Raw genomic sequence first — 26656 nt, 5'->3', positions numbered from 1 at the left:
GATGGCATTGAAATCCCCCGCGTTTCGTAAAAAATTTCCGTTGTTGGTTACTGGCAGTCTGCTGGCCCTGCAACCCCTAGCCACTTCGTTCGTGGTCGCCGCAGAACAGTATGACTGCTCAGTCTCTGCTTCGGGTGGCTGGGACTGCGCGCCGAAAACCAGCGCCGCTCAACTGCCTCCGCGCCCCGTGCATGACGCGAGTGCGGTCAGCTCGAGCACCGCTGCATCGGCCGAAGGCGGCGAAACCAGCGAAGACACCGGCGCCAAGCCGATGCTGGTTACCGAGTCCAAGGGCCGCGGCCTGAAGTCCCGCAGCGAAGACTACAGTCACCTCGACTGGGTTCCGCGCGAGAAGCTCACCGCCGCCCAGCTGGCCGAGACCGGTCCTTACTGTGCTGGTGCTTATATCGAACCGATTCGTCCTGGCATGAATGACAAGACGAATAAAAGTGACGCCCCGACCTTTATCGGCGCCAAGGCTTCGCGTTACCAGCAGGAGCAGCAGATCGCCACCCTGGCCGGTGATGTGGTCATGCGCCAGGGCAGCATGCAGGTCGAGGCCGACGAGGCCAACCTGTACCAGGCCGAAAATCGTGGCGAGCTGAACGGCAACGTCCGCCTGCGCGACAACGGCGCCCTGCTGGTCGGCGATCACGCCGACGTGCAGCTGGACACCGGCGAGGCCAAGGTCGACAACGCCGAATACGTGATGCACAAATCGCGCATCCGCGGTAACGCGCTGTACGCCAAGCGTGCCGAGAACGCAATCATCCGCCTCAAGGATGGTACCTACACCACGTGCGAACCGAGCAGCAACGCCTGGCAGCTCAAGGGCAACAACATCACCCTGAACCCGGCGACCGGCTTCGGCACCGCGACCAACGTGACGTTGCGCGTCAAGGACATTCCGGTCCTGTACACGCCGTACATCTATTTCCCGATCGACGACCGTCGCCAGTCCGGCTTCCTGCCGCCGACCATCGGCAGCGGCAGCGATACCGGCTTCATGCTGGTCACTCCGTACTACTTCAACCTGGCACCGAACTACGACGCCACGTTGTACCCGCGCTACATGAGCAAGCGTGGCCTGTTGATGGAAGGCGAATTCCGCTACCTGACCAAGTCCAGCGAAGGTCAGTTCGGCGCGGCGTACCTCAACGACGAAAACGATGACCGCAAACTGCAGTCGGACTACGAAAAAACCCGCTACATGTACAACTGGCAGCACAAGGGCGGGCTCGATTCGCGCCTGATGACCGAGGTCGACTACACCAAGATCAGCGATCCGTACTACTTCCAGGATCTGCAGACCGACCAGATCGGCGTGGAAAGCCGCGATTTCGTGAACCAGCAGGGTGCTGTGACCTACCGTGGTGATACCTACACCGCACGCCTCAATGCCCAGGCTTATGAACTGGCCACGGTTTCTAACATCACGCCTTACAACCGTCTGCCGCAAATCACCTTGAATGGCTTCTTGCCGCAGCATCCCGGCGGGTTGGACTTCAAGTACGAAACCGAGATTGTTCGCTTTGATCGCGACCTGCAGAACGGTACGTTCTTTGATGAGAATGGTGTCGGTGCACCGCGACTCGACCGCAACATTCAAGGTCTGGCACGTGCCAATGGTAATCGCCTGAACCTTGCACCGTCTGTGAGCCTTCCGCTTAACTGGACCTATGGCTTCCTGAAGCCGTCTCTCAAGTATCAATACACCCAGTACGATCTGGATCTGGACAGTATCGGCAAGAGCCAGGTTGCTGCACAGACCGCGGAACAGAATCGTCTGAACGGTACTTACAGCAGCAATCAGAACCGTGGCGTACCTATCGCCAGTATCGACAGCGGCCTGTACTTCGACCGCAACACCCAATGGTTCGGCAAGAACTATCGCCAGACCCTGGAACCACGCCTCTACTATCTCTATGTACCGGAGAAAGACCAGAGCGACATCCCGGTATTCGACACCAGCGAGTCTACGTTCAACTACTCGTCGCTGTTCCGCGATAATCGTTTCACCGGCTCCGACCGCGTAGGCGACGAGAACAAACTGTCCCTCGGCGTCACCAACCGCTGGATCGAAGAAAACGGCTTTGAACGTCAGCGCATCAGCATCGGTCAGGCCTTGTACTTCAAGGACCGCGAAGTCCAGTTGCCGGGTATCGATGTGAAAACCCGCGACGACGCGCACTCCAATGTTTCGCCTTATGCACTGGAATACGAGTACCGCTGGAACCGCGACTGGCGTACCACTGCCGACTACAACTGGGATCCGGACAGCCACAGCCCACGCTCCGGCAGCGCAATGTTCCACTACCAGCCGGAAGACAACCCGAACAAAGTCATCAACGCCGGTTATCGCTATCGCAACGACCTGGTTCGTTACGACCAGTCCACGGGTAAATGGTCGGTGGGTGGCGGTGACTACGGCACTCCAGGACAACCTGGCTATGTGAAGGACTACTACAAGATCAAGCAGCACGACTTCTCGGTGATCTGGCCGATCGTGCCGCAATGGAACCTGATCAGCCGCTGGCAGTACGACTACAACCGCAACCGTACCCTCGATGCCTTCGGTGGTTTCGAATACGACAACTGCTGCTGGAAACTGCGCCTGATCAACCGTTACTGGGTCAAGTATGACGAGTTCAGTCAAGACGCCCCGCAGAACGAGAAAGGCGACCATGGCATCTTCCTTCAAATCGTCCTGAAAGGACTCGGCGGCCTGACCGGCGCCAAGGTAGAGAGCTTCCTCGACAAAGGCATTCAAGGTTACCGTGAACGTGAAGACCAAGCTTTCTGATTGTCTGCGCCCGCTGATGTTGGGCGCGCTGTTCCTGGGTACCGCGGCGAGCGCCGCGGTACAACCCATCGACAAAGTGGTGGCCATCGTCGATAACGACGTGGTCATGCAGAGCCAGCTGGACCAACGGGTTCACGAAGTTCAGCAAACCATCGCCAAGCGCGGCGGCGGCATGCCACCCGCCGATGTCCTGAACCAGCAGGTACTGGAACGCCTGATCGTCGAAAACCTGCAACTGCAGATCGGCGAGCGCTCCGGCATCCGCATTACCGATGAAGAGCTGAACCAGGCCGTCGGCACCATCGCCCAACGCAACAACATGACGCCCGATCAGTTCCGCGCCGCACTGGCTCGTGATGGCCTGTCCTATCAGGACGCCCGTGAGCAGATTCGCCGCGAGATGATCATCAGCCGTGTGCGTCAGCGCCGTGTTGCCGAACGCATTCAGGTCTCCGAGCAGGAAGTGAAGAACTTCCTCGCCTCCGACCTGGGCAAGATGCAGCTGTCCGAAGAGCTGCACCTGGCCAATATCCTGATTCCAACCCCGGAAAGCGCCAACTCCGAAGCGATTCAGAGCGCCGCGCGCCAGGCCATGGACATCTACCAGCAGCTCAAGCAAGGCGCCGACTTCGCTCAGCTGGCCATCGCCCGCTCCGGTAGCGACAACGCCCTGGAAGGCGGTGACATGGGCTGGCGTAAAGCCGCTCAACTGCCCCCTCCATTCGACCGCGAACTGAGCGCCATGGCAGTGGGCGATATCACCCAGCCAGCTCGTACTCCAGGCGGCTTCATCATCCTGAAGCTGTTGGAAAAACGCGGCGGCAGCAATCAGATGCGGGACGAAGTGCATGTCCGTCATATCCTGATCAAGCCAAGTGAGATTCGCAGCGAAGAAGAAACCAAGCGCCTGGCCCAGAAGCTCTACGAGCGCATCGAAGCCGGCGAAGACTTTGCCGAACTGGCGAAAAGCTACTCGGAAGACCCGGGTTCCGCCCTCAATGGCGGCGACCTCAGCTGGATCGACCCGAACGCCCTGGTTCCCGAGTTCCGCGACGTGATGGCCAAGACCCCGCAAGGTCAGCTGTCCAAGCCGTTCCAGAGCCCATATGGCTGGCACGTATTGGAAGTCCTTGGCCGCCGCGCCACTGACAGCACCAGCCAGGCCCGTGAACAGCAAGCGATGACCGTGCTGCGCAACCGTAAATACGACGAAGAGCTGCAAACCTGGCTGCGCCAGATTCGCGACGAAGCCTACGTCGAGATCAAACTTCCTGGCGCCGACCAGGCGGCACAGTGAAACCCAAGCGTTTCGCGCTCACCCCCGGCGAGCCAGCCGGCATAGGTCCCGACCTGTGCCTGTTGCTCGCCTCGCAACAACAGCCATACCCCCTGATCGCCATCACCAGTTGCGACCTGTTTACCGAGCGGGCCGCTCAGCTGGGTGTGGCCGTCAGCCTGATTGCAGTCGGCCCCGACAATTGGCCGAACCAGCCGGCCGCCGCCGGTAGCCTTTATGTCTGGGATACCCCGCTTTCGGCCAAGGTCGTCGCTGGTCAGCTGGACAAGGCCAACGCCGCGTTCGTCCTGGAAACCCTGACCCGGGCCGGCCAAGGCTGCCTGGACGGGCATTTCGACGGCATGATTACCGCCCCGGTGCACAAGGGTGTGATCAACGAATCCGGCATCGCCTTTTCCGGCCATACCGAGTTTCTCGCCGACCTGACGCAGACCGAACAAGTGGTAATGATGCTGGCCACCCATGGCCTGCGCGTAGCCCTGGTGACTACTCACTTGCCCCTGCGGGACATCGCCGACGCCATTACCCCGGAGCGCCTGGAGCGGGTTACGCGCATTCTGCATGCGGACCTGCGCAACAAATTCGGCATCGCCCAGCCACGTATCCTGGTCTGCGGGCTCAACCCGCATGCCGGCGAAGGCGGACACCTGGGCCATGAAGAAATCGATATCATCGAACCCACCCTGGAGCGTCTGCGCAACGAAGGTATGGACCTGCGCGGCCCCCTGCCCGCCGACACTCTGTTTACCCCCAAATATCTGGAGCACTGCGACGCAGTGCTGGCGATGTACCATGACCAGGGGCTGCCCGTGCTGAAATACAAAGGCTTCGGCGCCGCGGTCAACGTGACGCTGGGCTTGCCGATCATCCGCACCTCGGTCGACCACGGCACTGCCCTGGATCTGGCCGGCAGCGGCAAGATCGATACCGGCAGCCTGAAAGTCGCCCTGGAAACCGCCTACCAGATGGCCGAGACCCGTTTATGACCGAGCAATACCAACACCGGGCGCGCAAGCGCTTCGGCCAGAACTTCCTGCATGACGCCGGCGTGATCGACCGCATCCTGCGCTCCATCAATGCCAAATCCGGCGACCGCATGCTGGAAATCGGCCCGGGCCAGGGCGCCCTGACCGAGGGCCTGCTCAACAGCGGCGCCCAGTTGGATGTGGTCGAGCTGGACAAGGACCTGGTGCCGATCCTCAACCAGCAGTTTGCTGGCCGGGATAATTTCAGCCTGCACCAGGGCGATGCCCTGAAGTTCGACTTCAACAGCCTGAATGCCGCGCCCGGCAGCCTGCGGGTGGTTGGCAACCTGCCCTACAACATCTCCACCCCGCTGATCTTTCACCTGCTGCAGAACGCCGGACTGATCCGCGACATGCACTTCATGCTGCAGAAAGAAGTGGTCGAGCGCCTCGCCGCAGGCCCGGGCGGTGGTGACTGGGGCCGTCTGTCGATCATGGTCCAGTACCACTGCCGAGTGGAGCATCTGTTCAACGTCGGTCCTGGCGCATTCAATCCGCCACCGAAAGTCGACTCGGCAATCGTCCGCCTGGTGCCACACGCTGTGCTGCCGCATCCGGCCAAGGATCATCGCCTGTTGGAGCGCATCGTCCGCGAAGCCTTCAACCAGCGTCGCAAGACCCTGCGCAATACCCTCAAGGCCCTGCTTTCCAGCGCCGAGATCGAAGCCGCCGGCGTCGATGGCAGCCTGCGTCCGGAGCAACTGGACCTGGCAGCCTTCGTTCGCCTGGCCGACAAGCTCAGCGAACAAGCCGCGGACACCGCCAGCGCCAGCTGACACGCCACCAGCGTTATCGGGTAAGACGCCAGGCTCCATGTCTGGTTTACTACCCGATACTTGGCCTAGACTGACCTCCATCAGCTTTGTCCCGCGTCCCGCTTCGTTTTAAGGCCCCTTGCATGTCCGATCCCCGTTATCAGATCGACGTCAGCGTCGTCACCCGCTTTCTCGCAGAACAGTCGCAACCCGAGCAGAACCGCTTTGCCTTCGCCTACACCATCACCGTACAGAACAATGGCCTGCTGCCCGCCAAACTGCTCTCCCGGCACTGGGTGATCACCGATGGCGACGGGCACGTCGAGGAAGTTCGCGGTGCCGGCGTCGTCGGCCAGCAACCGCTGATCGCCGTGGGCAAAAGCCACACCTACAGCAGCGGCACGGTCATGACCACACGCGTCGGCAATATGCAGGGCAGCTATCAGATGCTCGCCGAAGACGGCAAACACTTCGACGCCATCATCGCCCCCTTCCGCCTGGCCGTGCCCGGAGCCCTGCACTGATGACGACTTACGCCGTCGGTGACCTGCAAGGCTGCCTGGGACCGTTGCAGTGCCTGCTTGAAAAGGTCGCTTTCGACCCGGCCAAGGATCGCCTGTGGCTGGTCGGCGACCTGGTCAACCGCGGCCCGCAGTCGCTGGAAACCCTGCGTTTTCTTTATGCCATGCGCGACTCCTTGGTGTGCGTGCTGGGCAATCACGACCTGCACCTGCTGGCCGTCTGGCGCAATATCGAGCGCCTGAAGAAAGCCGACACTCTGCGCGAGATCCTCAACGCGCCGGATTGCGAGGAGTTGCTCCAGTGGCTGCGCCAGCAAAAGCTGATGCACTATGACGAACAGCGCAACGTCGCCCTGGTGCACGCGGGGATACCGCCACAGTGGTCGCTGAAAAAAGCCCTCAAGTGCGCCACCGAAGTCGAAGAGGCGCTGCGGGACGACAACCGCTTCGAGCCCTATCTGGACGGCATGTACGGCAACGACCCGACAAAATGGGACAGCGAACTCAAAGGCGTGCCCCGCCTGCGGGTGATCACCAACTATTTCACCCGCATGCGTTTCTGCACCAGCGATGGCAAGCTCGACCTCAAGGGTAAGGAAGGGCCGGACACCGCCCCACCGGGGTACGCCCCATGGTTCGAGCACAAGGAACGCAAGACCCGGGACGTGAAAATCATCTTCGGTCACTGGGCCGCCCTCGAAGGCAACTGCAACCAGCCCGGCGTCGTCGCCCTGGACACTGGCTGCGTCTGGGGCGGCGCCCTGACCTTGCTGAACGTCGACACCGGCCAACGCCTAGAGTGTGAGTGCGATGCCCACGGCCACATCAAGCCCCAGGCCAATCAACCTTCCCCTGAACCCACGCCAATCACCGCCAAGCGCTAGACGGCGCTTGCCACCAGGCCCAGGAGCCCGCCATGAGCGAATTCAAACGCATCCCCCCAGAACAGGCCCAGGCACTGCGCGAGCAAGGCGCCGTGGTGGTCGATATCCGCGACCCGCAGACCTTTGCCCTGAACCACATCAGCGGCTCCCTGCACTTGGATAACCACTCCATCTCCGACTTCATCCGCAATGCCGATCTCGACGCCCCACTGGTGGTCGTCTGCTATCACGGCAACTCCAGCCAAAGCGCGGCGGCCTACCTGATCAGCCAGGGGTTCTCCGACGTCTACAGCCTGGACGGTGGCTTCGAACTGTGGCGGACCACCTACCCTGCGGAAATTGCCCAGGGCAACGCCGAATAATTTTTTCTGTGCGCCAGCCCGCGTCATTCGCGGGCTGGCGCCGCGACCGACGAACGGTCACTTGAACAAATTACGTATTCCACCTTTATCTCCCCGATTCCGAACTATCCTTAGCCTCAGGCCATCCAATCAGGGGAGAGCCGGTACACCGGCGTGCGGGTCATCGGTACTAGCTTTCAAGGTCGATAGCTTTGAAAGTGTTCTGGGGGGTAAACATCAGCCGGATTCCCGGCTGCATGCCAGCACTTGACTGACTGATCCGGCGTCGGCTCCACGTATCGAGCGAGGTGACGTCATGAGTATTTTTAGCCACTTCCAACAACGCTTCGAATCCACACGCCAGGAAGAGTTCTCGCTACAGGAGTACCTGGAGCTCTGCAAAAAGGACCGTAGCGCCTACGCGTCGGCCGCTGAACGCCTGCTTCTGGCTATCGGCGAACCGGAGCTGCTGGACACGTCGACCAATTCGAGACTGTCACGGATCTTCTCCAATAAAGTGATCCGTCGCTATCCGGCCTTTGAAGACTTCCATGGAATGGAAGAATGCATCGACCAGATCGTCTCCTACTTCCGCCATGCCGCTCAGGGCCTGGAAGAGAAGAAACAGATCCTCTACCTCCTCGGCCCCGTCGGTGGCGGCAAATCATCCCTGGCCGAGAAACTCAAACAACTGATCGAGAAGGTGCCCTTCTACGCCATCAAGGGCTCTCCGGTATTCGAGTCGCCTCTTGGGTTGTTCAACGCCACGGAAGATGGCGCGATCCTCGAAGAAGACTTCGGTATCCCACGGCGCTACCTGAACACCATCATGTCGCCCTGGGCCACCAAGCGCCTGTCCGAGTTCGGTGGCGACATCAGCCAGTTCCGGGTGGTCAAGCTCTATCCTTCGATCCTCAACCAGATCGCCGTCGCCAAGACCGAACCGGGGGACGAGAACAACCAGGACATTTCCGCACTGGTGGGCAAGGTCGATATTCGCAAGCTGGAAGAGTTCCCGCAGAACGACGCCGACGCCTATAGCTATTCGGGCGCACTGTGCCGGGCCAACCAGGGCCTGATGGAGTTCGTCGAGATGTTCAAGGCACCGATCAAGGTGCTGCACCCATTGCTGACGGCCACCCAGGAAGGCAACTACAACAGTACCGAGGGTCTGGGCGCGATCCCCTTCACCGGCATCCTGCTGGCTCACTCCAACGAATCGGAATGGCACACCTTCCGTAACAACAAGAACAACGAAGCCTTCATCGACCGGATCTATATCGTCAAAGTCCCGTACTGCCTGCGGGTCAGCGACGAAGTCAAAATCTACGACAAGCTGCTGTTCAACAGCTCCCTGTCCAAAGCGCATTGCGCTCCCGACACCCTGAAAATGCTCGCTCAGTTCACCGTGCTCTCGCGCCTCAAAGAGCCGGAGAACTCGAACATCTACTCGAAAATGCGTGTCTACGACGGCGAGAACCTCAAGGACACCGATCCGAAAGCCAAGTCGATCCAGGAATACCGCGACGCCGCCGGCGTGGATGAAGGCATGAACGGTCTGTCGACCCGCTTCGCCTTCAAGATCCTGTCGAAAGTCTTCAACTTCGATCCCCACGAGATCGCGGCCAACCCAGTGCACCTGCTCTACGTGCTCGAACAACAGATCGAACAGGAGCAATTCCAGGCGGAAACCCGCGAACGCTACCTGCGCTTCCTGAAGGAATACCTGGCTCCGCGGTACATCGAGTTCATCGGCAAGGAAATCCAGACGGCGTACCTGGAGTCCTACAGCGAATACGGCCAGAACATCTTCGACCGCTATGTGCTGTATGCGGACTTCTGGATTCAGGATCAGGAATACCGCGATCCGGAAACCGGCGAGATCCTCAATCGGGTCGCGCTCAACGAAGAGCTGGAGAAAATCGAGAAACCGGCCGGCATCAGCAATCCGAAGGACTTCCGCAACGAAATCGTCAATTTCGTATTGCGGGCCCGAGCCAACAACAACGGCAAGAACCCGACCTGGCTCAGCTACGAAAAACTGCGGGTGGTCATCGAGAAGAAAATGTTCTCCAACACCGAGGACCTGCTCCCGGTCATCAGCTTCAATGCCAAGGCCAGCAAAGAGGATCAACAGAAACACAACGACTTTGTTACCCGAATGGTCGAGCGCGGCTACACCGACAAACAGGTACGACTGCTGTCCGAGTGGTATCTGCGGGTCAGAAAATCGCAGTAACCCGCCGGTTGCACCGGTTGTCGTTAGCCAGGAGCCTGTCTTAGCGATTTCTGCTACACAGGCTTCAGGAAGCGCGTTTGAACGTTCGCAGCGAGGCTCGGGCAGAGGACCGGCGGCAAGACACCTTGTCGCCCCCTCCCCCCGCCCGGGCCGCTTGCGAGCTTCAAGACCGCTTCTAAGGAGCAGTCATGAGTTATGTGATCGACCGACGTCTCAATGGCAAGAACAAGAGCACGGTAAACCGTCAGCGGTTTCTGCGGCGCTATCGTGACCACATCAAGAAGGCCGTCGAAGAGGCGGTCAGCCGCCGTTCCATCACTGACATGGAGCATGGCGAACAAATCAGCATTCCAGGCCGGGATATCGATGAACCGGTGCTCCATCATGGGCGCGGCGGCAAACAGACCGTGGTGCACCCGGGAAACAAGGAGTTCACGGCCGGCGAGCACATCGCACGCCCTCAAGGCGGTGGTGGCGGAGGTGGCCGGGGCAAGGCCGGCAATTCCGGCGAAGGCATGGACGAGTTCGTTTTCCAGATTACCCAGGAAGAATTCCTCGAGTTCATGTTCGAAGACCTGGAGTTGCCGAACCTGGTCAAACGCAACCTGAGCGGGACCGACACCTTCAAGACCGTCCGGGCCGGGATCAGCAACGAAGGCAATCCCTCGCGCATTAACATCATTCGGACCCTGCGCTCGGCCCATGCCCGACGCATCGCCCTGTCCGGCAGCAGCCGGGCAAAACTGCGCGAAGTCAAAGAGGAACTTGAACGCCTGAAACGCGAAGAACCGGACAACTTCGGCGATATTCAGGAAATGGAAGCGGAAATCGAGCGTCTCAGCGCCCGTATCCATCGGGTGCCATTCCTCGACACCTTCGACCTCAAGTACAACCTGCTGGTCAAACAGCCCAACCCCAGCTCCAAGGCCGTGATGTTTTGCCTGATGGACGTTTCCGGCTCCATGACCCAGGCCACCAAGGACATCGCCAAGCGCTTCTTCATCCTCCTGTACCTGTTTCTCAAACGTAACTACGATAAGATCGACGTAGTGTTCATCCGCCACCACACCAGTGCGCGTGAAGTGGACGAGGAGGAGTTCTTCTACTCCCGGGAAACCGGCGGCACCATCGTCTCCAGCGCCTTGAAGCTGATGCAGGAGATCATGGCCGAGCGCTATCCGAGCAATGAGTGGAACATCTACGCCGCCCAGGCTTCCGATGGCGACAACTGGAACGACGACTCGCCGATCTGCCGCGACATCCTGATCAACCAGATCATGCCCTTCGTGCAGTACTACACTTACGTGGAGATTACCCCGCGCGAACATCAGGCCCTGTGGTTCGAATACGAGCGCATCGCCGAAGCCTTTTCCGATACTTTCGCCCAGCAGCAACTGGTCTCGGCCGGAGATATCTATCCGGTCTTCCGTGAACTCTTCCAGCGCAGGTTAGTGACATGACCGCCAGAGAGCAGAAACGCCAGCCTATTTCCACCGGTTCGGAATGGACGTTCGAGCTGATCCAGGCCTACGACCGCGAAATCAGCCGTATCGCGGCGCGCTACGCCCTGGATACCTATCCCAACCAGATCGAAGTGATCACCGCCGAACAGATGATGGATGCCTATGCCTCTGTCGGCATGCCCCTGGGTTATCACCATTGGTCTTACGGCAAGCACTTCCTTAGCACCGAAAAGTCCTACAGCCGCGGCCAGATGGGGCTGGCCTACGAGATCGTGATCAACTCGGACCCATGCATTGCCTACCTGATGGAAGAAAACACCATCTGCATGCAGGCACTGGTGGTGGCCCATGCCTGCTATGGCCATAACAGCTTCTTCAAGGGCAACTATCTGTTCCGCACCTGGACGGATGCCAGTTCGATCATCGATTACCTGGTGTTCGCCAAGCAGTACATCATGCAGTGCGAAGAGCGCCACGGCATCGACGCCGTGGAGGACCTGCTGGACTCCTGCCATGCCCTGATGAACTACGGGGTGGACCGCTACAAACGTCCTTATCCGATTTCCGCGGAAGAAGAACGACGCCGGCAAAAGGACCGGGAAGAACACCTGCAGAAACAGATCAACGACCTGTGGCGCACCATTCCCAAAGGCACGGACAAGTTCAGCGACAAGGACAACGCGCGCTTCCCCGCCGAGCCGCAGGAAAACATCCTGTACTTCATCGAGAAACACGCGCCGCTGCTGGAACCGTGGCAGCGGGAAATCGTGCGGATCGTGCGCAAGATCGCCCAGTACTTCTACCCGCAACGCCAGACCCAGGTGATGAACGAAGGCTGGGCAACGTTCTGGCACTACACCCTGATGAACGACCTGTATGACGAAGGCCTGGTGACCGATGGCTTCATGATGGAGTTCCTCGCCTCCCACACCAGCGTGGTCTTCCAGCCTGGCTTCGACAGCCCTTACTACAACGGCATCAACCCCTACACCCTCGGTTTCGCCATGTACCGCGATATCCGGCGCATCTGCGAAGAACCGACTGAGGAAGACCGTCGCTGGTTCCCGGAACTGGCCGGGACCGACTGGCTTTCCAGCATCAAGTTCGCCATGAGCAGCTTCAAGGACGAGAGTTTCATCCTGCAGTACCTGTCGCCCAAGGTGATCCGCGATCTCAAGCTGTTCAGCATCCTGGACGACGACCAGAAAGACGACTTGCTGGTACCGGCCATTCATGACGAAAGCGGCTATCGAGTCATCCGCGAAACCCTTGCGGCCCAGTACAACCTGGGTAACCGCGAGCCCAACGTGCAGATCTGGAGCATCGATAGACGGGGCGACCGCTCGCTGACCCTGCGCCACCAACAGCACGACCGCAAACCACTGGGAGACTCCACCGACGAGGTCCTCAAGCACCTGCACCGGCTATGGGGGTTCGACATCCATCTGGAAACCCTGCAGGGCGACCAAGTGATGAAAACCCATCACGTACCACCAAGAAGCGATCACAACGAAGGGGACTACGGCCGCCTGGACTTGGCTGTCATCCACCTCTGAGCGCATGACAAACCTCCGAAAGCTCGGCACAAGGGTTATTCTGTCGGGCTAACGGAGGTTTTTTATGCAGATTTACAAGGTCGGCGGTGCGGTACGCGATCGCCTGCTGGGCAAACCGGTAACCGACATAGACTGGGTGGTAGTCGGTGCCACGGCCGAAGAAATGCTCGCCAACGGCTTTCGGCCGGTAGGCTCGGACTTTCCGGTCTTTCTTCACCCCAAGAGCGGCGAGGAATACGCCCTGGCCCGCACCGAACGCAAAAGCGGTCGGGGTTATGGCGGCTTCACCTTTCACGCCAGCCCCGAAGTCACCCTCGAAGAAGACCTGATCCGCCGCGACCTGACAATCAACGCCATGGCGGAAGACGACCATGGCGTGCTGACGGATCCATATCACGGCCAGCAGGATCTGGAGAACCGCCTGCTTCGCCACGTTTCCCCCGCATTCGCCGAAGATCCGCTGCGTGTCCTGCGTGTTGCCCGCTTTGCTGCTCGCTACGCTGGGCTCGGTTTCCGGGTGGCACCTGACACCCTCGAATTGATGCGCCAGCTCAGCGAATCAGGCGAACTGGAAGCCCTGACGCCGGAGCGCAGCTGGAAGGAAATTTCCCGCGCACTGATGGAAGATCACCCCCAAGTGTTCATCCGGGTGCTGCACGACTGTGGAGCGCTCAAGGTCCTGCTGCCCGAAGTGGAGGCGCTGTTTGGCGTTCCGCAACCCGCCGCCCATCACCCGGAGATCGACAGCGGTGTGCACACACTGAGCGTTCTCGAGCAGGCGGCACTGCATAATCAGCCATTGAGCGTGCGCTGGGCGTGCCTGTTGCACGACTTGGGCAAGGGGCTGACACCGCAAAGTGAATGGCCACAGCACATCGCACACGAGCACAAGGGCCTGAAGCTGATCAAGTGCGTCAACGAACGCTTCAAGGCGCCACGCGACTGCCAGGAACTGGCGCTGCTGGTGGGTCAGTACCACACCCATGGCCATCGCGCCCTCGAACTGAAACCTTCGACATTGGCGCAGCTGCTGCAAAGCTTTGACGTGTACCGTCGGCCGCAGCGGTTCGAGGAGTTTATCGCCGCCTGTGAAATGGATGCTCGCGGTCGTCTCGGACTGGAGGAGCGCGCCTATCCCCAGGCGGACTATTTGCGCGGCGCGGCCACCGCAGCACGAACGGTAGCGGTGCAGCCGCTGCTGGAGCAGGGATTCAAGGGGCCGGAGTTGGGAGAGGCGTTGAAACGGGAGCGACTGAAGGCGCTGAAGGCCTACAAAGAACAGCACCTGCGATAAGAAATATCACGAGCTAGCTCCACCGCAGGAGCTAGCTTGCTCGCAAGCCGATAGCAATCAGCCAGAACTATCCCAGCTCCGGTGGCGTCAGCTGCCTGCCCCGCCACTCAAAGGCCACAGGCGCCAGCACCTGGTCGATTTGGGCTTCGCGCCAGAGGGTGGCGAAGTCCTGTCCGGCCAGCGGATGAACCCTTTTTGGTGCCATCAGCGACAAAGGCCAGAGCACAAAGGCATTCTTCAGAATCTCGGCGCGCGGCAGGATCAAGCCGTCGAAATTGCCCACCAGATCGCCGTACAGCAGCACATCGATATCCAGCGGCAGGCCCTTGCGGTCCGGGGCATAACGACCGTTGTCCGCTTCGATGAACTTCAACCGGCGGTCCAACTCCATAAGTGGCAGATCGGTAAAGGCCGAAACCACCAGATTGAAGAATGGCCCGCTCTTGATCCCGACCGGCTGGCTTTCGAACACTGCCGAGCAGCGCATGTCCTGCAGGAAGCCCGCCAGGGCATCGAGCCCGGCCAGCAGATGGGTTTTGCGCTCGATATTGCTACCGAGCCCAAGAAATACCTGAGTTAGCGACATCCGCGCTCGATCTCCACGCCCACACCTTTGGCGGCCGCAACAGCACCGGGTTTGGTCAGCTTGAGGTGCAACCAGGGAATATGGAACTCGCTCATCAGGACTTCAGCCAGACGCTCGGCAAAGGTTTCCACCAGCTGGAATTGCGCCTGTTCAGCAAACGCCTGGATCCGCGAAGACACGCTGGCGTAGTCGAGCGCCAGGGTCAGGTCGTCACCAGCCGCGGCCGGGCGGTTGTCCCAGGCGAAGCTCAGGTCAAGGCGCAGGCACTGTCGGATGCCTCGCTCCCAGTCGTAGGCACCGATCACCGTGTCGACTTCCAGACCCTCGATAAACACTCTGTCCAAGCACTCTTCTCCGCAGCACGACAAGGGCGCAATGCGCCGTTAGAATCAGGGCGTCCTCGCCCGGAATAGTTAGCATGTTTTGGTTACTGGCGATCTTCGCCTACCTGCTCGGCTCGCTGTCCTTCGCTATCTTGCTCAGCCGCCTGACCGGTAAACCCGATCCGCGAATGAGTGGCTCGGGCAATGCCGGCGCCACCAACATGTTGCGCCTGGCCGGCAAGAAACTTGCGGTACTGACCTTGCTCGGCGATCTGCTCAAAGGGCTGTTGCCCGTGCTGATCGCCAGTCTCGCAGGCCTTTCGCTCCAACAACAGGCCTGGATCGGGCTCTACGCCGTACTGGGCCATCTGTTCCCGGTGTATTTTCGCTTTCGCGGCGGCAAGGGTGTCGCCACCGCCGCCGGGATGCTGCTGGGGCTTTATCCGCCAGCGGCGCTCCTGGCCATTGCCGCCTGGCTCCTGACCTTCTACCTGACCCGCACCAGCTCGCTGGCGGCCTTGATTGCCACGCCCCTGACCCTGCCATTGCTGGCCTGGCAGGCGCCGGCGGCGCTACTGCCGATGAGCGTCCTCACACTGCTCATCGTTTGGCGCCACCGCGGCAATCTACGCGACCTGTTTGCCGGGCGCGAACGGCATTTCTGAATCCTGAAGATGAGCCGGGCTCAGGTCGGGAAATTACCGACTCACAACGGCGACAACTGCTCCATTGGCCAACGCGCCTGCACACTGATCGCCAGGCTCTCCTGCTGACCGGCCTGCAAACGCTGGCAACCGGCAAACGCGATCATCGCGCCGTTATCGGTGCAGAACTCAGGACGGGCGTAAAACACATTCCCCTTCATCTCGCCGAGCATTTTTTCCAGCGACGCGCGCAGCGCCTTGTTGGCGCTCACGCCACCAGCAATGACCAGACGCTTGAGTCCGGCCTGCTTCAAGGCTCGCTTGCATTTGATGGTCAGAGTTTCCACCACCGCCTGCTGGAAGGCGAGCGAGATGTCGCAACGGGTTTGTTCGCCGTCGTCCCCAGCGCTGACACATTGCTGCCAGGTATTCAGGGCGAAGGTTTTCAAGCCACTGAAACTGAAATCCAGCCCTGGACGATCGGTCATCGGTCGCGGGAAAACAAAGCGCCCGGCCACGCCTTGGGCGGCCAGGCGAGCGATTTCCGGACCGCCCGGATAATTCAGGCCGATCATCTTCGCCGTCTTGTCGAAGGCTTCACCGGCAGCATCATCCAGGGTTTCACCCATCAGTTCGTATTGGCCGATGCCATCGACCCGCACCAGTTGCGTATGACCACCGGAAACCAACAAAGCGACGAACGGAAATTCCGGCGGTTGTTCTTCCAGCATAGGGGCCAGCAAGTGCCCTTCCATGTGGTGCACACCCAGCGCCGGGATACCCCAGGCGAAGGCCAGCGCCTGGGCACAGGAAGCGCCCACCAGCAGGGCTCCGACCAGGCCCGGGCCAGCGGTATAGGCAATGGCGTCGATTTCGGTCGGCACACAGTCCGCCTCGGCCAGAACTTGGCGAATCAGCGGCAGCATGCGCTTGACATGGTCGCGAGAGGCCAGCTCCGGCACCACGCCACCATAGGCCCGATGCAGGTCGATCTGACTGAACAGCGCATCGGCCAGCAGCCCCCGCTCGCTGTCGTAAAGCGCGACGCCGGTTTCGTCGCAGGAAGTTTCTAATCCCAGTACTAGCATGGGTTTGCGCCTTGTAGAGGCTAAATTCGAAGGCGCGCATAATAGTCGCCACTCCCTCAGCCGACCAGCGGTTTTCGATCAGAGGCTTTGCATTCCGAGCGATGAGGGGTTAACATCCGCAACCCTTAAAAACCGACGACCTCAGCCGCGATTTTTGCGACGAGAACGTTGACCCCGGTAATGAATGAAGGTAGCTCTGGATGCCAGCCGTCAAAGTTAAAGAGAACGAACCCTTCGACGTAGCTCTGCGTCGTTTCAAGCGCTCCTGCGAAAAAGCCGGTGTTCTGGCTGAAGTTCGTAGCCGCGAATTTTACGAGAAGCCGACTTCCGAGCGTAAGCGCAAAGCAGCTGCTGCTGTTAAGCGTCACGCCAAGAAAGTTCAGCGCGAACAGCGCCGCGCCGTACGTCTGTACTAATACACAGACGTTCGCTGCAAGCTTCTGCCAAGCCCGGCCCTCAGCCGGGCTAATGGCATTTGCGGACAACGCTTGATGCTTCACCGTCAACGCCGCGCATGCGACCGAGACAATCCGCTTCACCACGTCAGACCTGGCTTCCTGCCAGCGGTGCACGTCTCTTCTGACGAGCCTTCCAAGGCTACTGACGAGCACACTTTATTCTGATTCCTCAACAGACTCAGTCCAAGGCGCCTTTCTCCAGCGCCCGCTTATGAGCCATCCGAGACCTGTCGGACTCAGAGCAATATCTTCAAATAGTCGAAGACTGATTGAAACTAACGTCAGTGGACTTTCGGCAGATACACTTCCCGATAGCGATCAAGCCGACGACAGATGGTCGAACGCGCAGCCGTTGCGTCTCGAACAGCCCACTTTCGAAGCCTTCGCATTGGTCCAATTCTTTCGCGCAGTGATGACGAGAACGCCATGGCCGGGCTGATTCCCCAGAGCTTTATTGACGACCTTCTGAACCGCACCGACATCGTCGATGTTGTCAGCTCGCGCCTGCAGATGAAAAAGGCCGGCAAGAACTACACCGCCTGCTGCCCGTTCCACAAGGAAAAGACCCCCTCCTTCAGCGTCAGCCCCGACAAGCAGTTTTACTACTGCTTCGGCTGTGGCGCGGGCGGCAACGCCCTCGGTTTCATCATGGACCACGACAACCTGGATTTCCCCCAGGCAGTCGAGGAACTGGCCAAAGCCGCCGGCATGGAGATCCCGCGCGAGGAAAGCGGCCGCTCGCACAAACCCCGACAGCCAACCGACTCGCCGCTCTACCCGCTGCTGACCGCCGCCGCCGATTACTATCGCCAGGCCCTGAAAAGCCATCCGGCCCGCAAGGCCGCGGTCGACTACCTCAAGGGGCGCGGCCTGACCGGCGAGATCGCCCGCGACTTCGGCCTCGGCTTTGCACCGCCCGGCTGGGACAACCTGTTCAAGCACCTGAGCAGCGACACCCTGCAGCAGAAAGCCATGATCGACGCCGGCCTGCTGATCGAAAATGCCGAAACCGGCAAACGCTACGATCGCTTTCGCGACCGGGTGATGTTTCCGATCCGCGACAGCCGCGGTCGGATCATCGCCTTTGGTGGCCGGGTACTGGGCGACGACAAACCGAAGTACCTGAACTCGCCGGAAACGCCGGTTTTTCACAAGGGCCAGGAGCTTTACGGCCTGTTCGAAGCCCGCAAGAACAACCGCAACCTCGACGAAATCATCGTCGTCGAAGGCTACATGGACGTGATTGCCCTCGCCCAACAAGGCCTGCGTAACGCCGTTGCGACCCTGGGTACCGCCACCAGCGAAGAACACCTCAAGCGCCTGTTCCGTATCGTGCCCAGCGTCCTGTTCTGTTTCGACGGCGACCAGGCCGGGCGCAAGGCCGCCTGGCGCGCGCTGGAGGCGACCCTGTCCAGCCTGCAGGACGGTCGCCGGGCGCGTTTTCTGTTTCTTCCCGAAGGGGAAGATCCGGATACCCTGGTCCGCTCTGAAGGCACCGACGCCTTTCGCGCACGTATCAATCAACACGCTCAACCGCTGGCCGACTACTTCTTCCAGCAACTGACGGACGAAGCCGATCCACGCTCGCTCGAGGGCAAGGCCCACCTGGCCACCCTGGCTGCACCGCTGATCGACAAGGTCCCCGGAGCCAACCTGCGGACCCTGATGCGCCAGCGCCTCAGTGAAATTACCGGGCTCAACAACGAAACCGTCAACCAGTTGGTGCACAGCGCCCCACAAGAAGCGCCGCCGGCGTACGACGCCGGCATCGATTACGACGCCATGCCGGACTATGCCGACTACCACGAGCCGCAAGAAGCCTATGTGCCGCAGCAGGAATGGACGCCGAAGAAAAGCGGTGCCGGCGGCAAGAAGTGGGAGAACAAGCCGTGGGACAAAAAGGGCAAGCGCAATGGCGATCGCGATCAACCACGTGCCCCGCGCGTTCCGGCCGCCGTCGAACCTCCTACACTGTCAGCCCTTCGAACATTGCTGCATCACCCGCAACTGGCCGAGAAAGTTGAAGACGCCGGGCATTTCGCCGCCGACGACAACACCAATACCCAGTTGCTGGTCGCCCTGATCGAAGCCGTGCAGAAAAATCCTAAGCTACGCTCTATTCATCAGCTGATGGCGCGTTGGCACGGCACCGAACAGGGCCGCCTGATCAAGGCGCTGGCAGAAAAGGAATGGTTGATTGAGGGCGATAACCTTGAACAACAGTTTTTCGACACCATTAAAAGCTTGTCCGCTCGCCAAAGTGAGCGTGCTTTGGAACAACTTCTCAGGAAATCGCGTCAAAGCGAATTGAGTGGCGAAGAAAAAATTCAGCTACTTGAGCTTTTAAAACGCAATGTTCCCGCATCAAACCCGACCTCAACTGGCGCGTGAGGTCATAGCTCGGGTATAATCCTCGGCTTGTTTTTTGCCCGCCAAGACCTTCAGTGGATAGGGTGTTATGTCCGGAAAAGCGCAACAGCAGTCTCGCCTCAAAGAGTTGATCAGCCGTGGTCGTGAGCAGGGTTACCTGACTTACGCGGAGGTCAACGACCACCTGCCGGAGGATATTTCAGATCCGGAACAGGTGGAAGACATCATCCGCATGATCAACGACATGGGGATCAACGTATTCGAGAGTGCTCCGGATGCGGATGCCCTTTTGTTGGCCGAAGCCGATACCGACGAAGCAGCAGCTGAAGAAGCCGCCGCAGCGTTGGCGGCAGTGGAAACCGACATTGGTCGCACTACCGACCCAGTGCGTATGTACATGCGCGAAATGGGTACAGTAGAGCTGCTCACACGTGAAGGCGAAATCGAAATCGCCAAGCGTATCGAAGAGGGCATCCGTGAAGTGATGGGCGCGATCGCGCACTTCCCTGGCACGGTTGAGCACATCCTCTCCGAATACACTCGCGTCACCACCGAAGGTGGTCGCCTGTCCGACGTCCTGAGCGGTTATATCGACCCGGACGACGGCATCGCGCCGCCTGCCGCCGAAGTACCACCGCCTGTCGATGCCAAGGCCGCGAAAGCGGACGACGACACCGACGACGATGACGCCGAAGCCAGTGACGACGAAGAAGAAGCCGAAAGCGGTCCGGATCCGGTCATCGCAGCCCAGCGCTTTGGCGCCGTTGCCGACCAGATGGAAATCACCCGCAAGGCGCTGAAAAAGCACGGTCGTGAACACAAGCAAGCCCTGGCTGAAATGCTGGCCCTGGCTGAACTGTTCATGCCGATCAAACTGGTTCCGAAGCAATTCGAAGGCCTGGTTGAACGCGTTCGTAGTGCCCTGGATCGCCTGCGTCAGCAAGAGCGCGCGATCATGCAACTCTGTGTTCGTGATGCTCGCATGCCACGCGCCGACTTCCTGCGCCAGTTCCCTGGCAATGAAGTGGACGAAAGCTGGTCCGACGCACTGGCCAAAGGCAAGGCCAAGTACGCCGAAGCCATCGGTCGCCTGCAACCGGACATCATCCGTTGCCAGCAGAAGCTGACCGCGCTCGAGACTGAGACCGGCCTGACGATCGCCGAGATCAAGGACATCAACCGTCGCATGTCGATCGGCGAGGCCAAGGCCCGTCGCGCGAAGAAAGAGATGGTCGAAGCCAACTTGCGTCTGGTGATCTCCATCGCCAAGAAGTACACCAACCGTGGCCTGCAGTTCCTCGACCTGATCCAGGAAGGCAACATCGGCTTGATGAAAGCGGTAGACAAGTTCGAATACCGTCGCGGCTACAAGTTCTCGACTTATGCCACCTGGTGGATCCGTCAGGCGATCACTCGCTCGATCGCCGACCAGGCACGCACCATCCGTATTCCGGTGCACATGATCGAGACGATCAACAAGCTCAACCGTATTTCCCGGCAGATGCTGCAGGAAATGGGTCGCGAACCGACCCCGGAAGAGCTGGGCGAACGCATGGAAATGCCTGAGGACAAGATCCGCAAGGTATTGAAGATCGCTAAAGAGCCGATCTCCATGGAAACCCCGATCGGTGATGACGAAGACTCCCATCTGGGCGACTTCATCGAAGACTCGACCATGCAGTCGCCAATCGATGTCGCCACCGTTGAGAGCCTCAAGGAAGCGACTCGCGAAGTACTCTCCGGCCTCACTGCCCGTGAAGCCAAGGTACTGCGCATGCGCTTCGGCATCGACATGAATACCGACCACACCCTCGAGGAAGTCGGTAAGCAGTTCGACGTTACCCGTGAGCGGATTCGCCAGATCGAAGCCAAGGCGCTGCGCAAGCTGCGCCACCCGACGAGAAGCGAGCACCTGCGCTCCTTCCTCGACGAGTAATACCAAGACCCCCAGCCCTGCTGGGGGTCTTGTTTTGTGCAGTTTAAAAACTCCCCGCGCCTCACTCCCTCCGGATTGCCCGTCTACACTCGAAACATTCCCCGTGCCATAACGAGACCGTTATGCCCAGACTGCCGACCGTGCTGGTGCTGTCGCTGCTCGCCTGGACCGCAACGGCTGGCGCACTGACGCTCACCGATGAAGAACGTGGCTGGCTTTCCGCCCATCCGGAATTGCGCCTGGGCGTCGACGCTTCGTGGCCGCCCTTCGAATATCGCGATGAGGAAGGGCGCTACCAGGGCCTGGCGGCGGACTATATCCATCTGATCCAGGATCGCCTGGCGATCACGCTCAAGCCGATAGAACCCGCCAGCTGGAGCGAAGTGCTCGAAGCCGCGAAAAAGGGCAAGCTGGACCTGCTGCCGGGCATCATGTCGACCCCGGAACGGCAAAACTATCTGGCTTTCACCCGCCCGTACCTCGATTTCCCCATTGTGATCCTGGCCCATAAAGGCGGCGCGCAACCTCGCAAGCTCCAGGACCTGTACGGCCTGAAGATCGCCGTCGTGGAGAATTACGCCCCCCATGAACTGCTGCGCACCCACCATCCCGACCTGAACCTGGTCGCCCTGCCCAATGTGAGTTCGGCCTTACAGGCACTGGCTCTCAATCAGGTCGATGCCGTGGTCGGCGACCTGGCTTCCAGTGTCTGGAGCCTGCGGCAGTTGAAGCTCGACGGGCTCTATGTCAGCGGCGAGACGCCCTACCGCTATCAATTGGCCATGGGCGTCCCCCGCGACAGCAAGATACTGGTAAGCATTCTCGACAAGGTGCTGGCTGACATAAGCCCGGCGGAGGTCAACGAGATCCAGCAGCGCTGGGTGGGCAATGTGCTCGACCACCGTTCGTTCTGGTCGGACCTGCTGTTCTATGGCCTGCCAGGGCTGCTCCTGCTGTTTGCCATTCTGGCGGCAGTGATCCGCATCAATCGCCGGCTGAGCTCCGAGATCGCAAGGCGCGTGGCCCTGGAACAGGAGCTGCGCAGCAGCGAATACCATTACCGCGGCCTGGTCGAAAGCCTGTCGGCAATCGCCTGGGAAGCGCGCATCAGCGACTTCACCTACAGCTACGTGTCGCCCCATGCCGAGCAATTGCTGGGCTATCCCCTTTCGCACTGGCTGATTCCCGGGTTCTGGAGAAACATCATCCACCCCGCCGACCTGACGCGCGCCCAGCACTTCTGCGACCACGAAGTCCTGGCCGGGCGCGATCACAGCCTGGATTACCGAGTGATCACCGCTGATGGCCGCTGCCTGTGGGTTCGCGACATCGTCAGCCTGATCGAGCATGGGCATGAACCGATCATGCGCGGCCTGATGATCGACATCAGCGAGACAAAACGCACCGAAGAGGCCCTGCAGCTCTCGGAACAGAAATTCGCCTCGGTCTTCCAACAGTGCCCGGACATCCTGGTCATTGCCCGCCTGTCGGATGGCTGCCTGCTGGAGGTCAACGAAGCGTTCGAGGAACAGATCGGCCTGAATGCCGAGCAAGTCATCGGCCAAACGGCCACCGAGCTGAATATCTGGGGTATTCAGGGCGTCGGCCCTGGGCTGCTGCAACGCTTGCAGGCCGGCAGTATCCGTAACCTGGAAATGCCCTTTCGGCGCAGCAACGGCCAGCTGTTCACCGGGCTGATCTCCGCCGAACCCTTCGACCTCGACACTACGCCCGCCCTGGTCGTGGTGGTTCGCGACATCAGCCAGTTGAAGGAAACCCAACAGCAGTTGCAAACCTCAGAAGAGAAGTTCGCCAAGGCTTTTCACGCCTCGCCGGACGGCCTGCTGCTAAGCCGCCAGCGCGACGGCTTGCTGATAGAGGTCAACGAAGGTTTCAGTCGTATCACCGGCTTCAACAGCGCCATGTCCGTCGACCGTTCCACGCTGGAGCTGGGCATCTGGGTCAACCTCAACGAGCGCCGGCAGATGCTCGACCTGATGCAGCGGGATGGCTTCGTGCGCGACTTCAGCTGCCATATTCGCCGCAATGACGGTCAGATCCGCCTCTGCGAGCTCTCGAGCCGGCCGCTGCCGATCGGCGACGAAGACTGCATGCTGACCATCGCCCGCGACATCACCGAGCGCCACCTGATGCAGGAGAAGCTGCAACAGGCCGCCACCGTGTTCGAGAGCACCGCTGAAGGCGTACTGATCACCGATACCCAGCAGCACATCAGCGCGGTCAATCGGGCATTCACCGAAATCACCGGCTACAGCGAAACCGAAGCCCTGGGCCACACTCCGCGCCTGCTGGCTTCCGGCCTGCATGACAGCGCCTTTTACGCCGCCATGTGGCACCAACTGACCGCCGAAGGTCATTGGCAAGGGGAAATCTGCAATCGGCGCAAAAATGGCGAGCTGTACCCCAGCTGGCTGACCATCAGCGCGGTGCGCAACAAAGACCGGTTCATCACCCACTTCGTCGCGGTATTCGCCGATATTTCCAGCCTCAAGCACGCCCAGGCCAAGCTTGATTACCAGGCGCACCACGATCCGCTGACCGGTCTGCCGAACCGTACCCTGTTCGAAAGCCGCCTGCTGACTGCCCTCAACAACCAGCAGGAGAATGGTGGCCAGGGCGCCGTACTGTTTCTCGACCTGGACCGCTTCAAGCACATCAACGACAGCCTCGGCCACCCGGTCGGCGACCTGCTGCTCAGGGGCATTGCCGTGCGCCTGAAAGAACAACTGCGGGATATCGATACCGTGGCCCGCCTGGGTGGCGACGAGTTCATCATCCTGCTACCCGGGCTGCAGCAGCCCAGCGATGCCGACCACATCGCCAACAAGCTGCTGAACTGCTTCACCGCGCCGTTCCAGGCCGGCGAGCACGAGTTCTTCATCAGTGCCAGCATTGGTACCAGCCTCTACCCCAAGGACGGTTGCGACGTGGCCACCCTGGTCAAGAATGCCGACGCCGCCATGTACCGCTCCAAGGCCAAGGGCCGCAACCGGGTCGAAAGCTATACCCGCGACCTGACCGCCCAGGCCAGCGAGCGCGTGGCCCTGGAACATGAACTGCGGCGGGCCATCGAACGCAACGAGCTGTATCTCTACTATCAACCCAAGATCAGGCTGGGTGACCAGGAGCTGGTGGGCGCCGAAGCCCTGATTCGCTGGCATCACCCGACCTTCGGCGATGTCCCGCCCGAACACTTCATCCCCCTGGCCGAAGAGAACGGCATGATCCTGCAGATCGGCGACTGGGTGCTGGAACACGCCTGCCAACAGCTGCGCAAGTGGAACGAGCGCTACGACAGCTTCGGCCCGCTCTCGGTCAACCTCGCCGGCGCCCAGTTGCGCCAGCCGAACCTGCTGGGGCGGATTGAACAACTGCTGAAAGACAACCGCCTCAAACCCGGCTTCCTGCAACTGGAAATTACCGAGAACTTCATCATGAGCCAGGCCGAGGAAGCCCTGGCGGTCCTGCACCAGCTCAAGCGCCTGGGCGTCCAACTGGCCATCGACGATTTCGGTACCGGCTACTCGTCCCTGAGCTACCTCAAGCGCCTGCCGCTGGATTTCCTGAAAATCGATCAATCTTTCGTCCGTGGCCTGCCCGACGACCCCCACGATGTGGCGATCGTACGGGCCATCATCGCCCTGGGCCGCAGCATGCAATTCACCGTGATCGCCGAAGGCGTGGAAACCCATGACCAGCAGGTATTCCTCGGGAACGAAGGCTGCGAACAGATCCAGGGCTACGTCATCAGCCTGCCGCTGAGCGCCGACGAATTCGCTGCGACCTTTCTACGCCTTCCCGTTTCAGATTTTTCGGATAGCACAGCCGAGAAACCGTCGCTATAATCCGCGGCCTACTGAGGGCCTATAGCTCAGTCGGTTAGAGCAGAGGACTCATAATCCTTTGGTCCACGGTTCGAGTCCGTGTGGGCCCACCATCTTTGAAAGCCGCGCATTGCGCGGCTTTCGCGTATTCAACGCGCTGCAAATCCCTCCATTCGGCCGCCAGGCCGGCAAAACGCCCGATCGTTTTTTCCAAGAAATCAGCCCTACCGCACAACTATTAAAAACCGCGACGGTCATAACTGTTCGGAAGTCGTGCATGGCCTTTGTTTGGTCCTAGACTGCACTTCTATCAATGGGGGAGAGCCTGTCCTTTCCCCGGCGTGATGCACCACTTAAGCCACCCCATAATAATCAGAGTGGCCTGATGATTCGGACACAACACATGGAAGTAGTATCTACGGCGCCTTCGCCTGGCCGGGCAACGGGGTTTGCACGTTGCCGAAATATTCAGCAAGGCCCTGTTTTCATCATTGCATCCGGTAGTTCGGCAAAGGACTTCCCTATCGAAGCCTTCTCGAACATCCCGATGATCACCATGAACGGGGCCATCTCGATGTTCCGCGGGACCGGCATACAGCCCTTTTTTTATGCCTGCACCGACACCAGCTTCTCCCTCCAGCAACCCGAGCTCTTCACCCAGGCAATGGCTGTCAGTCAGCGCGTGGCGCTCTGGGAAGAACATGCCCGCACGATTCCAATCCAGCCTCGCGGCGAGCTGTTTCTGCTGAAGAAGGCGCCACGACAGACCTGGATGCAGCGATTGCTCAGGAGCAACCGCGATCTGGTTCGCCCTCCCCTGCTCTGGGGCAACAGGAGCCGGACCATCGGTTTCAGCAAGAACCTTGAACTGGGTTTCTTCGACGCCCGCACGGTGGCTTATCTGGCGCTGCAACTCGCCTATCACGCCGGCTTCAATACGGCGATCCTGGTGGGCGTCGACCTGAATCCTGCCCAAGGGCGTTTTTATGAAACGCCAGATACCTTCAAGTCACCCTGCGGCCTGGACCAGCACCTGCAATCACGGATCCTGCCGTCCTTGAAGCTGATGTCGGACAAGGTCATGGGCAAGGATTTTTCGGTCTACAACCTGTCCCCCACGTCGCGTATTCCCACCTCGATCATTCCCAAGATCAGTCTCGACGAACTCGACAAGCTGGTTAATCGCTAAGCGTTCCATGTTCGGACGGGTTGTATTCCGCCCACAAAA

The 26656-nt window shown here is 60.0% G+C and carries 20 protein-coding genes and 1 tRNA gene; 18 read left to right on the top strand and 3 right to left on the bottom strand.

Annotation, left to right across the window (positions count from 1 at the left end):
* The first annotated feature begins 1 nt into the window (after position 1).
* The 11 genes from AC07VU_RS07315 (at position 2) to AC07VU_RS07265 (ending at position 14178) form a co-directional block, all read left to right on the top strand.
* The gene (locus AC07VU_RS07315; protein WP_495029656.1) at positions 2 to 2803 is read left to right on the top strand and encodes an LPS-assembly protein LptD; all 2802 of its coding nucleotides are present in this window, start codon (positions 2 to 4) and stop codon (positions 2801 to 2803) included.
* Positions 2784 to 4100 carry a peptidylprolyl isomerase SurA gene (gene surA / locus AC07VU_RS07310; protein WP_274304836.1) on the top strand — a complete coding sequence of 439 codons (1317 nt, stop codon included), beginning with the start codon at positions 2784 to 2786 and terminating at the stop codon, positions 4098 to 4100. The genes AC07VU_RS07315 and surA overlap by 20 nt, the downstream gene beginning before the upstream one ends.
* Positions 4097 to 5086 carry a 4-hydroxythreonine-4-phosphate dehydrogenase PdxA gene (pdxA, locus tag AC07VU_RS07305; RefSeq protein ID WP_457275085.1) on the top strand — a complete coding sequence of 330 codons (990 nt, stop codon included), beginning with the start codon at positions 4097 to 4099 and terminating at the stop codon, positions 5084 to 5086. The genes surA and pdxA overlap by 4 nt, the downstream gene beginning before the upstream one ends.
* Entirely contained in the window at positions 5083 to 5901 is an 819-nt protein-coding gene (gene rsmA / locus AC07VU_RS07300; RefSeq protein ID WP_038575316.1) for a 16S rRNA (adenine(1518)-N(6)/adenine(1519)-N(6))-dimethyltransferase RsmA, read from the top strand. The genes pdxA and rsmA overlap by 4 nt, the downstream gene beginning before the upstream one ends.
* Before the next feature lie 122 nt (positions 5902 to 6023).
* Positions 6024 to 6404, top strand: coding sequence for a Co2+/Mg2+ efflux facilitator ApaG/CorD (apaG, locus tag AC07VU_RS07295; RefSeq protein ID WP_007926128.1), 381 nt, complete (start codon positions 6024 to 6026; stop codon positions 6402 to 6404).
* Positions 6404 to 7285, top strand: a complete 882-nt coding sequence (locus AC07VU_RS07290; protein ID WP_277589720.1) for a symmetrical bis(5'-nucleosyl)-tetraphosphatase — start codon at positions 6404 to 6406, stop codon at positions 7283 to 7285. The genes apaG and AC07VU_RS07290 overlap by 1 nt, the downstream gene beginning before the upstream one ends.
* A 32-nt stretch (positions 7286 to 7317) precedes the next feature.
* Entirely contained in the window at positions 7318 to 7647 is a 330-nt protein-coding gene (glpE, locus tag AC07VU_RS07285) for a thiosulfate sulfurtransferase GlpE (RefSeq protein WP_009051163.1), read from the top strand.
* 295 nt (positions 7648 to 7942) lie between these two features.
* Positions 7943 to 9865, top strand: coding sequence for a PrkA family serine protein kinase (locus AC07VU_RS07280; protein ID WP_007926124.1), 1923 nt, complete (start codon positions 7943 to 7945; stop codon positions 9863 to 9865).
* 188 nt (positions 9866 to 10053) lie between these two features.
* A complete protein-coding gene (locus tag AC07VU_RS07275) occupies positions 10054 to 11325 on the top strand; it encodes a YeaH/YhbH family protein (RefSeq protein WP_007926123.1) in 1272 nt (423 codons plus the stop codon).
* Entirely contained in the window at positions 11322 to 12884 is a 1563-nt protein-coding gene (locus tag AC07VU_RS07270; protein WP_007926122.1) for a SpoVR family protein, read from the top strand. Before AC07VU_RS07275 ends, AC07VU_RS07270 begins: the two co-directional genes overlap by 4 nt.
* Before the next feature lie 64 nt (positions 12885 to 12948).
* Positions 12949 to 14178 carry a multifunctional CCA addition/repair protein gene (locus tag AC07VU_RS07265; RefSeq protein ID WP_457275086.1) on the top strand — a complete coding sequence of 410 codons (1230 nt, stop codon included), beginning with the start codon at positions 12949 to 12951 and terminating at the stop codon, positions 14176 to 14178.
* A gap of 67 nt (positions 14179 to 14245) precedes the next feature.
* Here AC07VU_RS07265 and folK read toward each other — a convergent pair whose 3' ends face one another.
* Positions 14246 to 14764, bottom strand: coding sequence for a 2-amino-4-hydroxy-6-hydroxymethyldihydropteridine diphosphokinase (folK, locus tag AC07VU_RS07260; protein WP_320448825.1), 519 nt, complete (start codon positions 14762 to 14764; stop codon positions 14246 to 14248).
* On the bottom strand, positions 14755 to 15108 hold the full coding sequence (gene folB / locus AC07VU_RS07255) for a dihydroneopterin aldolase (RefSeq protein WP_007926118.1): 354 nt from the start codon (positions 15106 to 15108) through the stop codon (positions 14755 to 14757). Before folB ends, folK begins: the two co-directional genes overlap by 10 nt.
* A gap of 74 nt (positions 15109 to 15182) precedes the next feature.
* Here folB and plsY point away from each other — a divergent pair, with 74 nt between their 5' ends.
* Complete coding sequence (gene plsY, locus AC07VU_RS07250; RefSeq protein ID WP_007926112.1) at positions 15183 to 15752, top strand: glycerol-3-phosphate 1-O-acyltransferase PlsY; 570 nt, start codon at positions 15183 to 15185, stop codon at positions 15750 to 15752.
* Positions 15753 to 15793: 41 nt separating this feature from the next.
* Here plsY and tsaD read toward each other — a convergent pair whose 3' ends face one another.
* On the bottom strand, positions 15794 to 16819 hold the full coding sequence (gene tsaD / locus AC07VU_RS07245; protein WP_009045890.1) for a tRNA (adenosine(37)-N6)-threonylcarbamoyltransferase complex transferase subunit TsaD: 1026 nt from the start codon (positions 16817 to 16819) through the stop codon (positions 15794 to 15796).
* Positions 16820 to 17019: 200 nt separating this feature from the next.
* Between tsaD and rpsU the strand changes: the two genes are divergently transcribed.
* The 6 genes from rpsU (at position 17020) to AC07VU_RS07215 (ending at position 26617) form a co-directional block, all read left to right on the top strand.
* Positions 17020 to 17235, top strand: coding sequence for a 30S ribosomal protein S21 (rpsU, locus tag AC07VU_RS07240; protein ID WP_002551877.1), 216 nt, complete (start codon positions 17020 to 17022; stop codon positions 17233 to 17235).
* 468 nt (positions 17236 to 17703) lie between these two features.
* Positions 17704 to 19668 carry a DNA primase gene (gene dnaG, locus AC07VU_RS07235; RefSeq protein ID WP_009045891.1) on the top strand — a complete coding sequence of 655 codons (1965 nt, stop codon included), beginning with the start codon at positions 17704 to 17706 and terminating at the stop codon, positions 19666 to 19668.
* 67 nt (positions 19669 to 19735) lie between these two features.
* Complete coding sequence (gene rpoD, locus AC07VU_RS07230) at positions 19736 to 21583, top strand: RNA polymerase sigma factor RpoD (RefSeq protein ID WP_007926106.1); 1848 nt, start codon at positions 19736 to 19738, stop codon at positions 21581 to 21583.
* Between the two features lie 122 nt (positions 21584 to 21705).
* Entirely contained in the window at positions 21706 to 25449 is a 3744-nt protein-coding gene (locus AC07VU_RS07225) for a bifunctional diguanylate cyclase/phosphodiesterase (RefSeq protein ID WP_495029655.1), read from the top strand.
* A 15-nt stretch (positions 25450 to 25464) separates the two neighbouring features.
* Positions 25465 to 25541, top strand: a tRNA-Ile gene (locus AC07VU_RS07220).
* Positions 25542 to 25831: 290 nt separating this feature from the next.
* Positions 25832 to 26617: a WaaZ-like lipopolysaccharide core biosynthesis protein gene (locus tag AC07VU_RS07215; RefSeq protein WP_274304843.1), complete on the top strand. Its 786-nt coding sequence runs from the start codon at positions 25832 to 25834 to the stop codon at positions 26615 to 26617.
* The last annotated feature ends 39 nt before the right edge of the window (positions 26618 to 26656 follow it).

It is taken from the genome of Pseudomonas sp. GW821-FHT02B10 (assembly GCF_059421865.1).
The sequence above is the reverse complement of the archived record's forward strand: the minus strand, read 5'-3'. Positions and strand labels throughout refer to the sequence as shown.

Excerpts from the sequence above, each read along its gene's own strand:
- AC07VU_RS07315 (WP_495029656.1), top strand. The coding sequence starts at position 2 with ATGGCATTGAAATCCCCCGCGTTTCGTAAAAAATTTCCGTTGTTGGTT.
- rsmA (WP_038575316.1), top strand. The coding sequence starts at position 5,083 with ATGACCGAGCAATACCAACACCGGGCGCGCAAGCGCTTCGGCCAGAAC.
- apaG (WP_007926128.1), top strand. The coding sequence starts at position 6,024 with ATGTCCGATCCCCGTTATCAGATCGACGTCAGCGTCGTCACCCGCTTT.
- AC07VU_RS07290 (WP_277589720.1), top strand. The coding sequence starts at position 6,404 with ATGACGACTTACGCCGTCGGTGACCTGCAAGGCTGCCTGGGACCGTTG.
- glpE (WP_009051163.1), top strand. The coding sequence starts at position 7,318 with ATGAGCGAATTCAAACGCATCCCCCCAGAACAGGCCCAGGCACTGCGC.
- AC07VU_RS07280 (WP_007926124.1), top strand. The coding sequence starts at position 7,943 with ATGAGTATTTTTAGCCACTTCCAACAACGCTTCGAATCCACACGCCAG.
- AC07VU_RS07275 (WP_007926123.1), top strand. The coding sequence starts at position 10,054 with ATGAGTTATGTGATCGACCGACGTCTCAATGGCAAGAACAAGAGCACG.
- AC07VU_RS07270 (WP_007926122.1), top strand. The coding sequence starts at position 11,322 with ATGACCGCCAGAGAGCAGAAACGCCAGCCTATTTCCACCGGTTCGGAA.
- AC07VU_RS07265 (WP_457275086.1), top strand. The coding sequence starts at position 12,949 with ATGCAGATTTACAAGGTCGGCGGTGCGGTACGCGATCGCCTGCTGGGC.
- folK (WP_320448825.1), bottom strand. The coding sequence starts at position 14,764 with ATGTCGCTAACTCAGGTATTTCTTGGGCTCGGTAGCAATATCGAGCGC.
- plsY (WP_007926112.1), top strand. The coding sequence starts at position 15,183 with ATGTTTTGGTTACTGGCGATCTTCGCCTACCTGCTCGGCTCGCTGTCC.
- tsaD (WP_009045890.1), bottom strand. The coding sequence starts at position 16,819 with ATGCTAGTACTGGGATTAGAAACTTCCTGCGACGAAACCGGCGTCGCG.
- rpsU (WP_002551877.1), top strand. The coding sequence starts at position 17,020 with ATGCCAGCCGTCAAAGTTAAAGAGAACGAACCCTTCGACGTAGCTCTG.
- dnaG (WP_009045891.1), top strand. The coding sequence starts at position 17,704 with ATGGCCGGGCTGATTCCCCAGAGCTTTATTGACGACCTTCTGAACCGC.
- rpoD (WP_007926106.1), top strand. The coding sequence starts at position 19,736 with ATGTCCGGAAAAGCGCAACAGCAGTCTCGCCTCAAAGAGTTGATCAGC.
- AC07VU_RS07225 (WP_495029655.1), top strand. The coding sequence starts at position 21,706 with ATGCCCAGACTGCCGACCGTGCTGGTGCTGTCGCTGCTCGCCTGGACC.
- AC07VU_RS07215 (WP_274304843.1), top strand. The coding sequence starts at position 25,832 with ATGGAAGTAGTATCTACGGCGCCTTCGCCTGGCCGGGCAACGGGGTTT.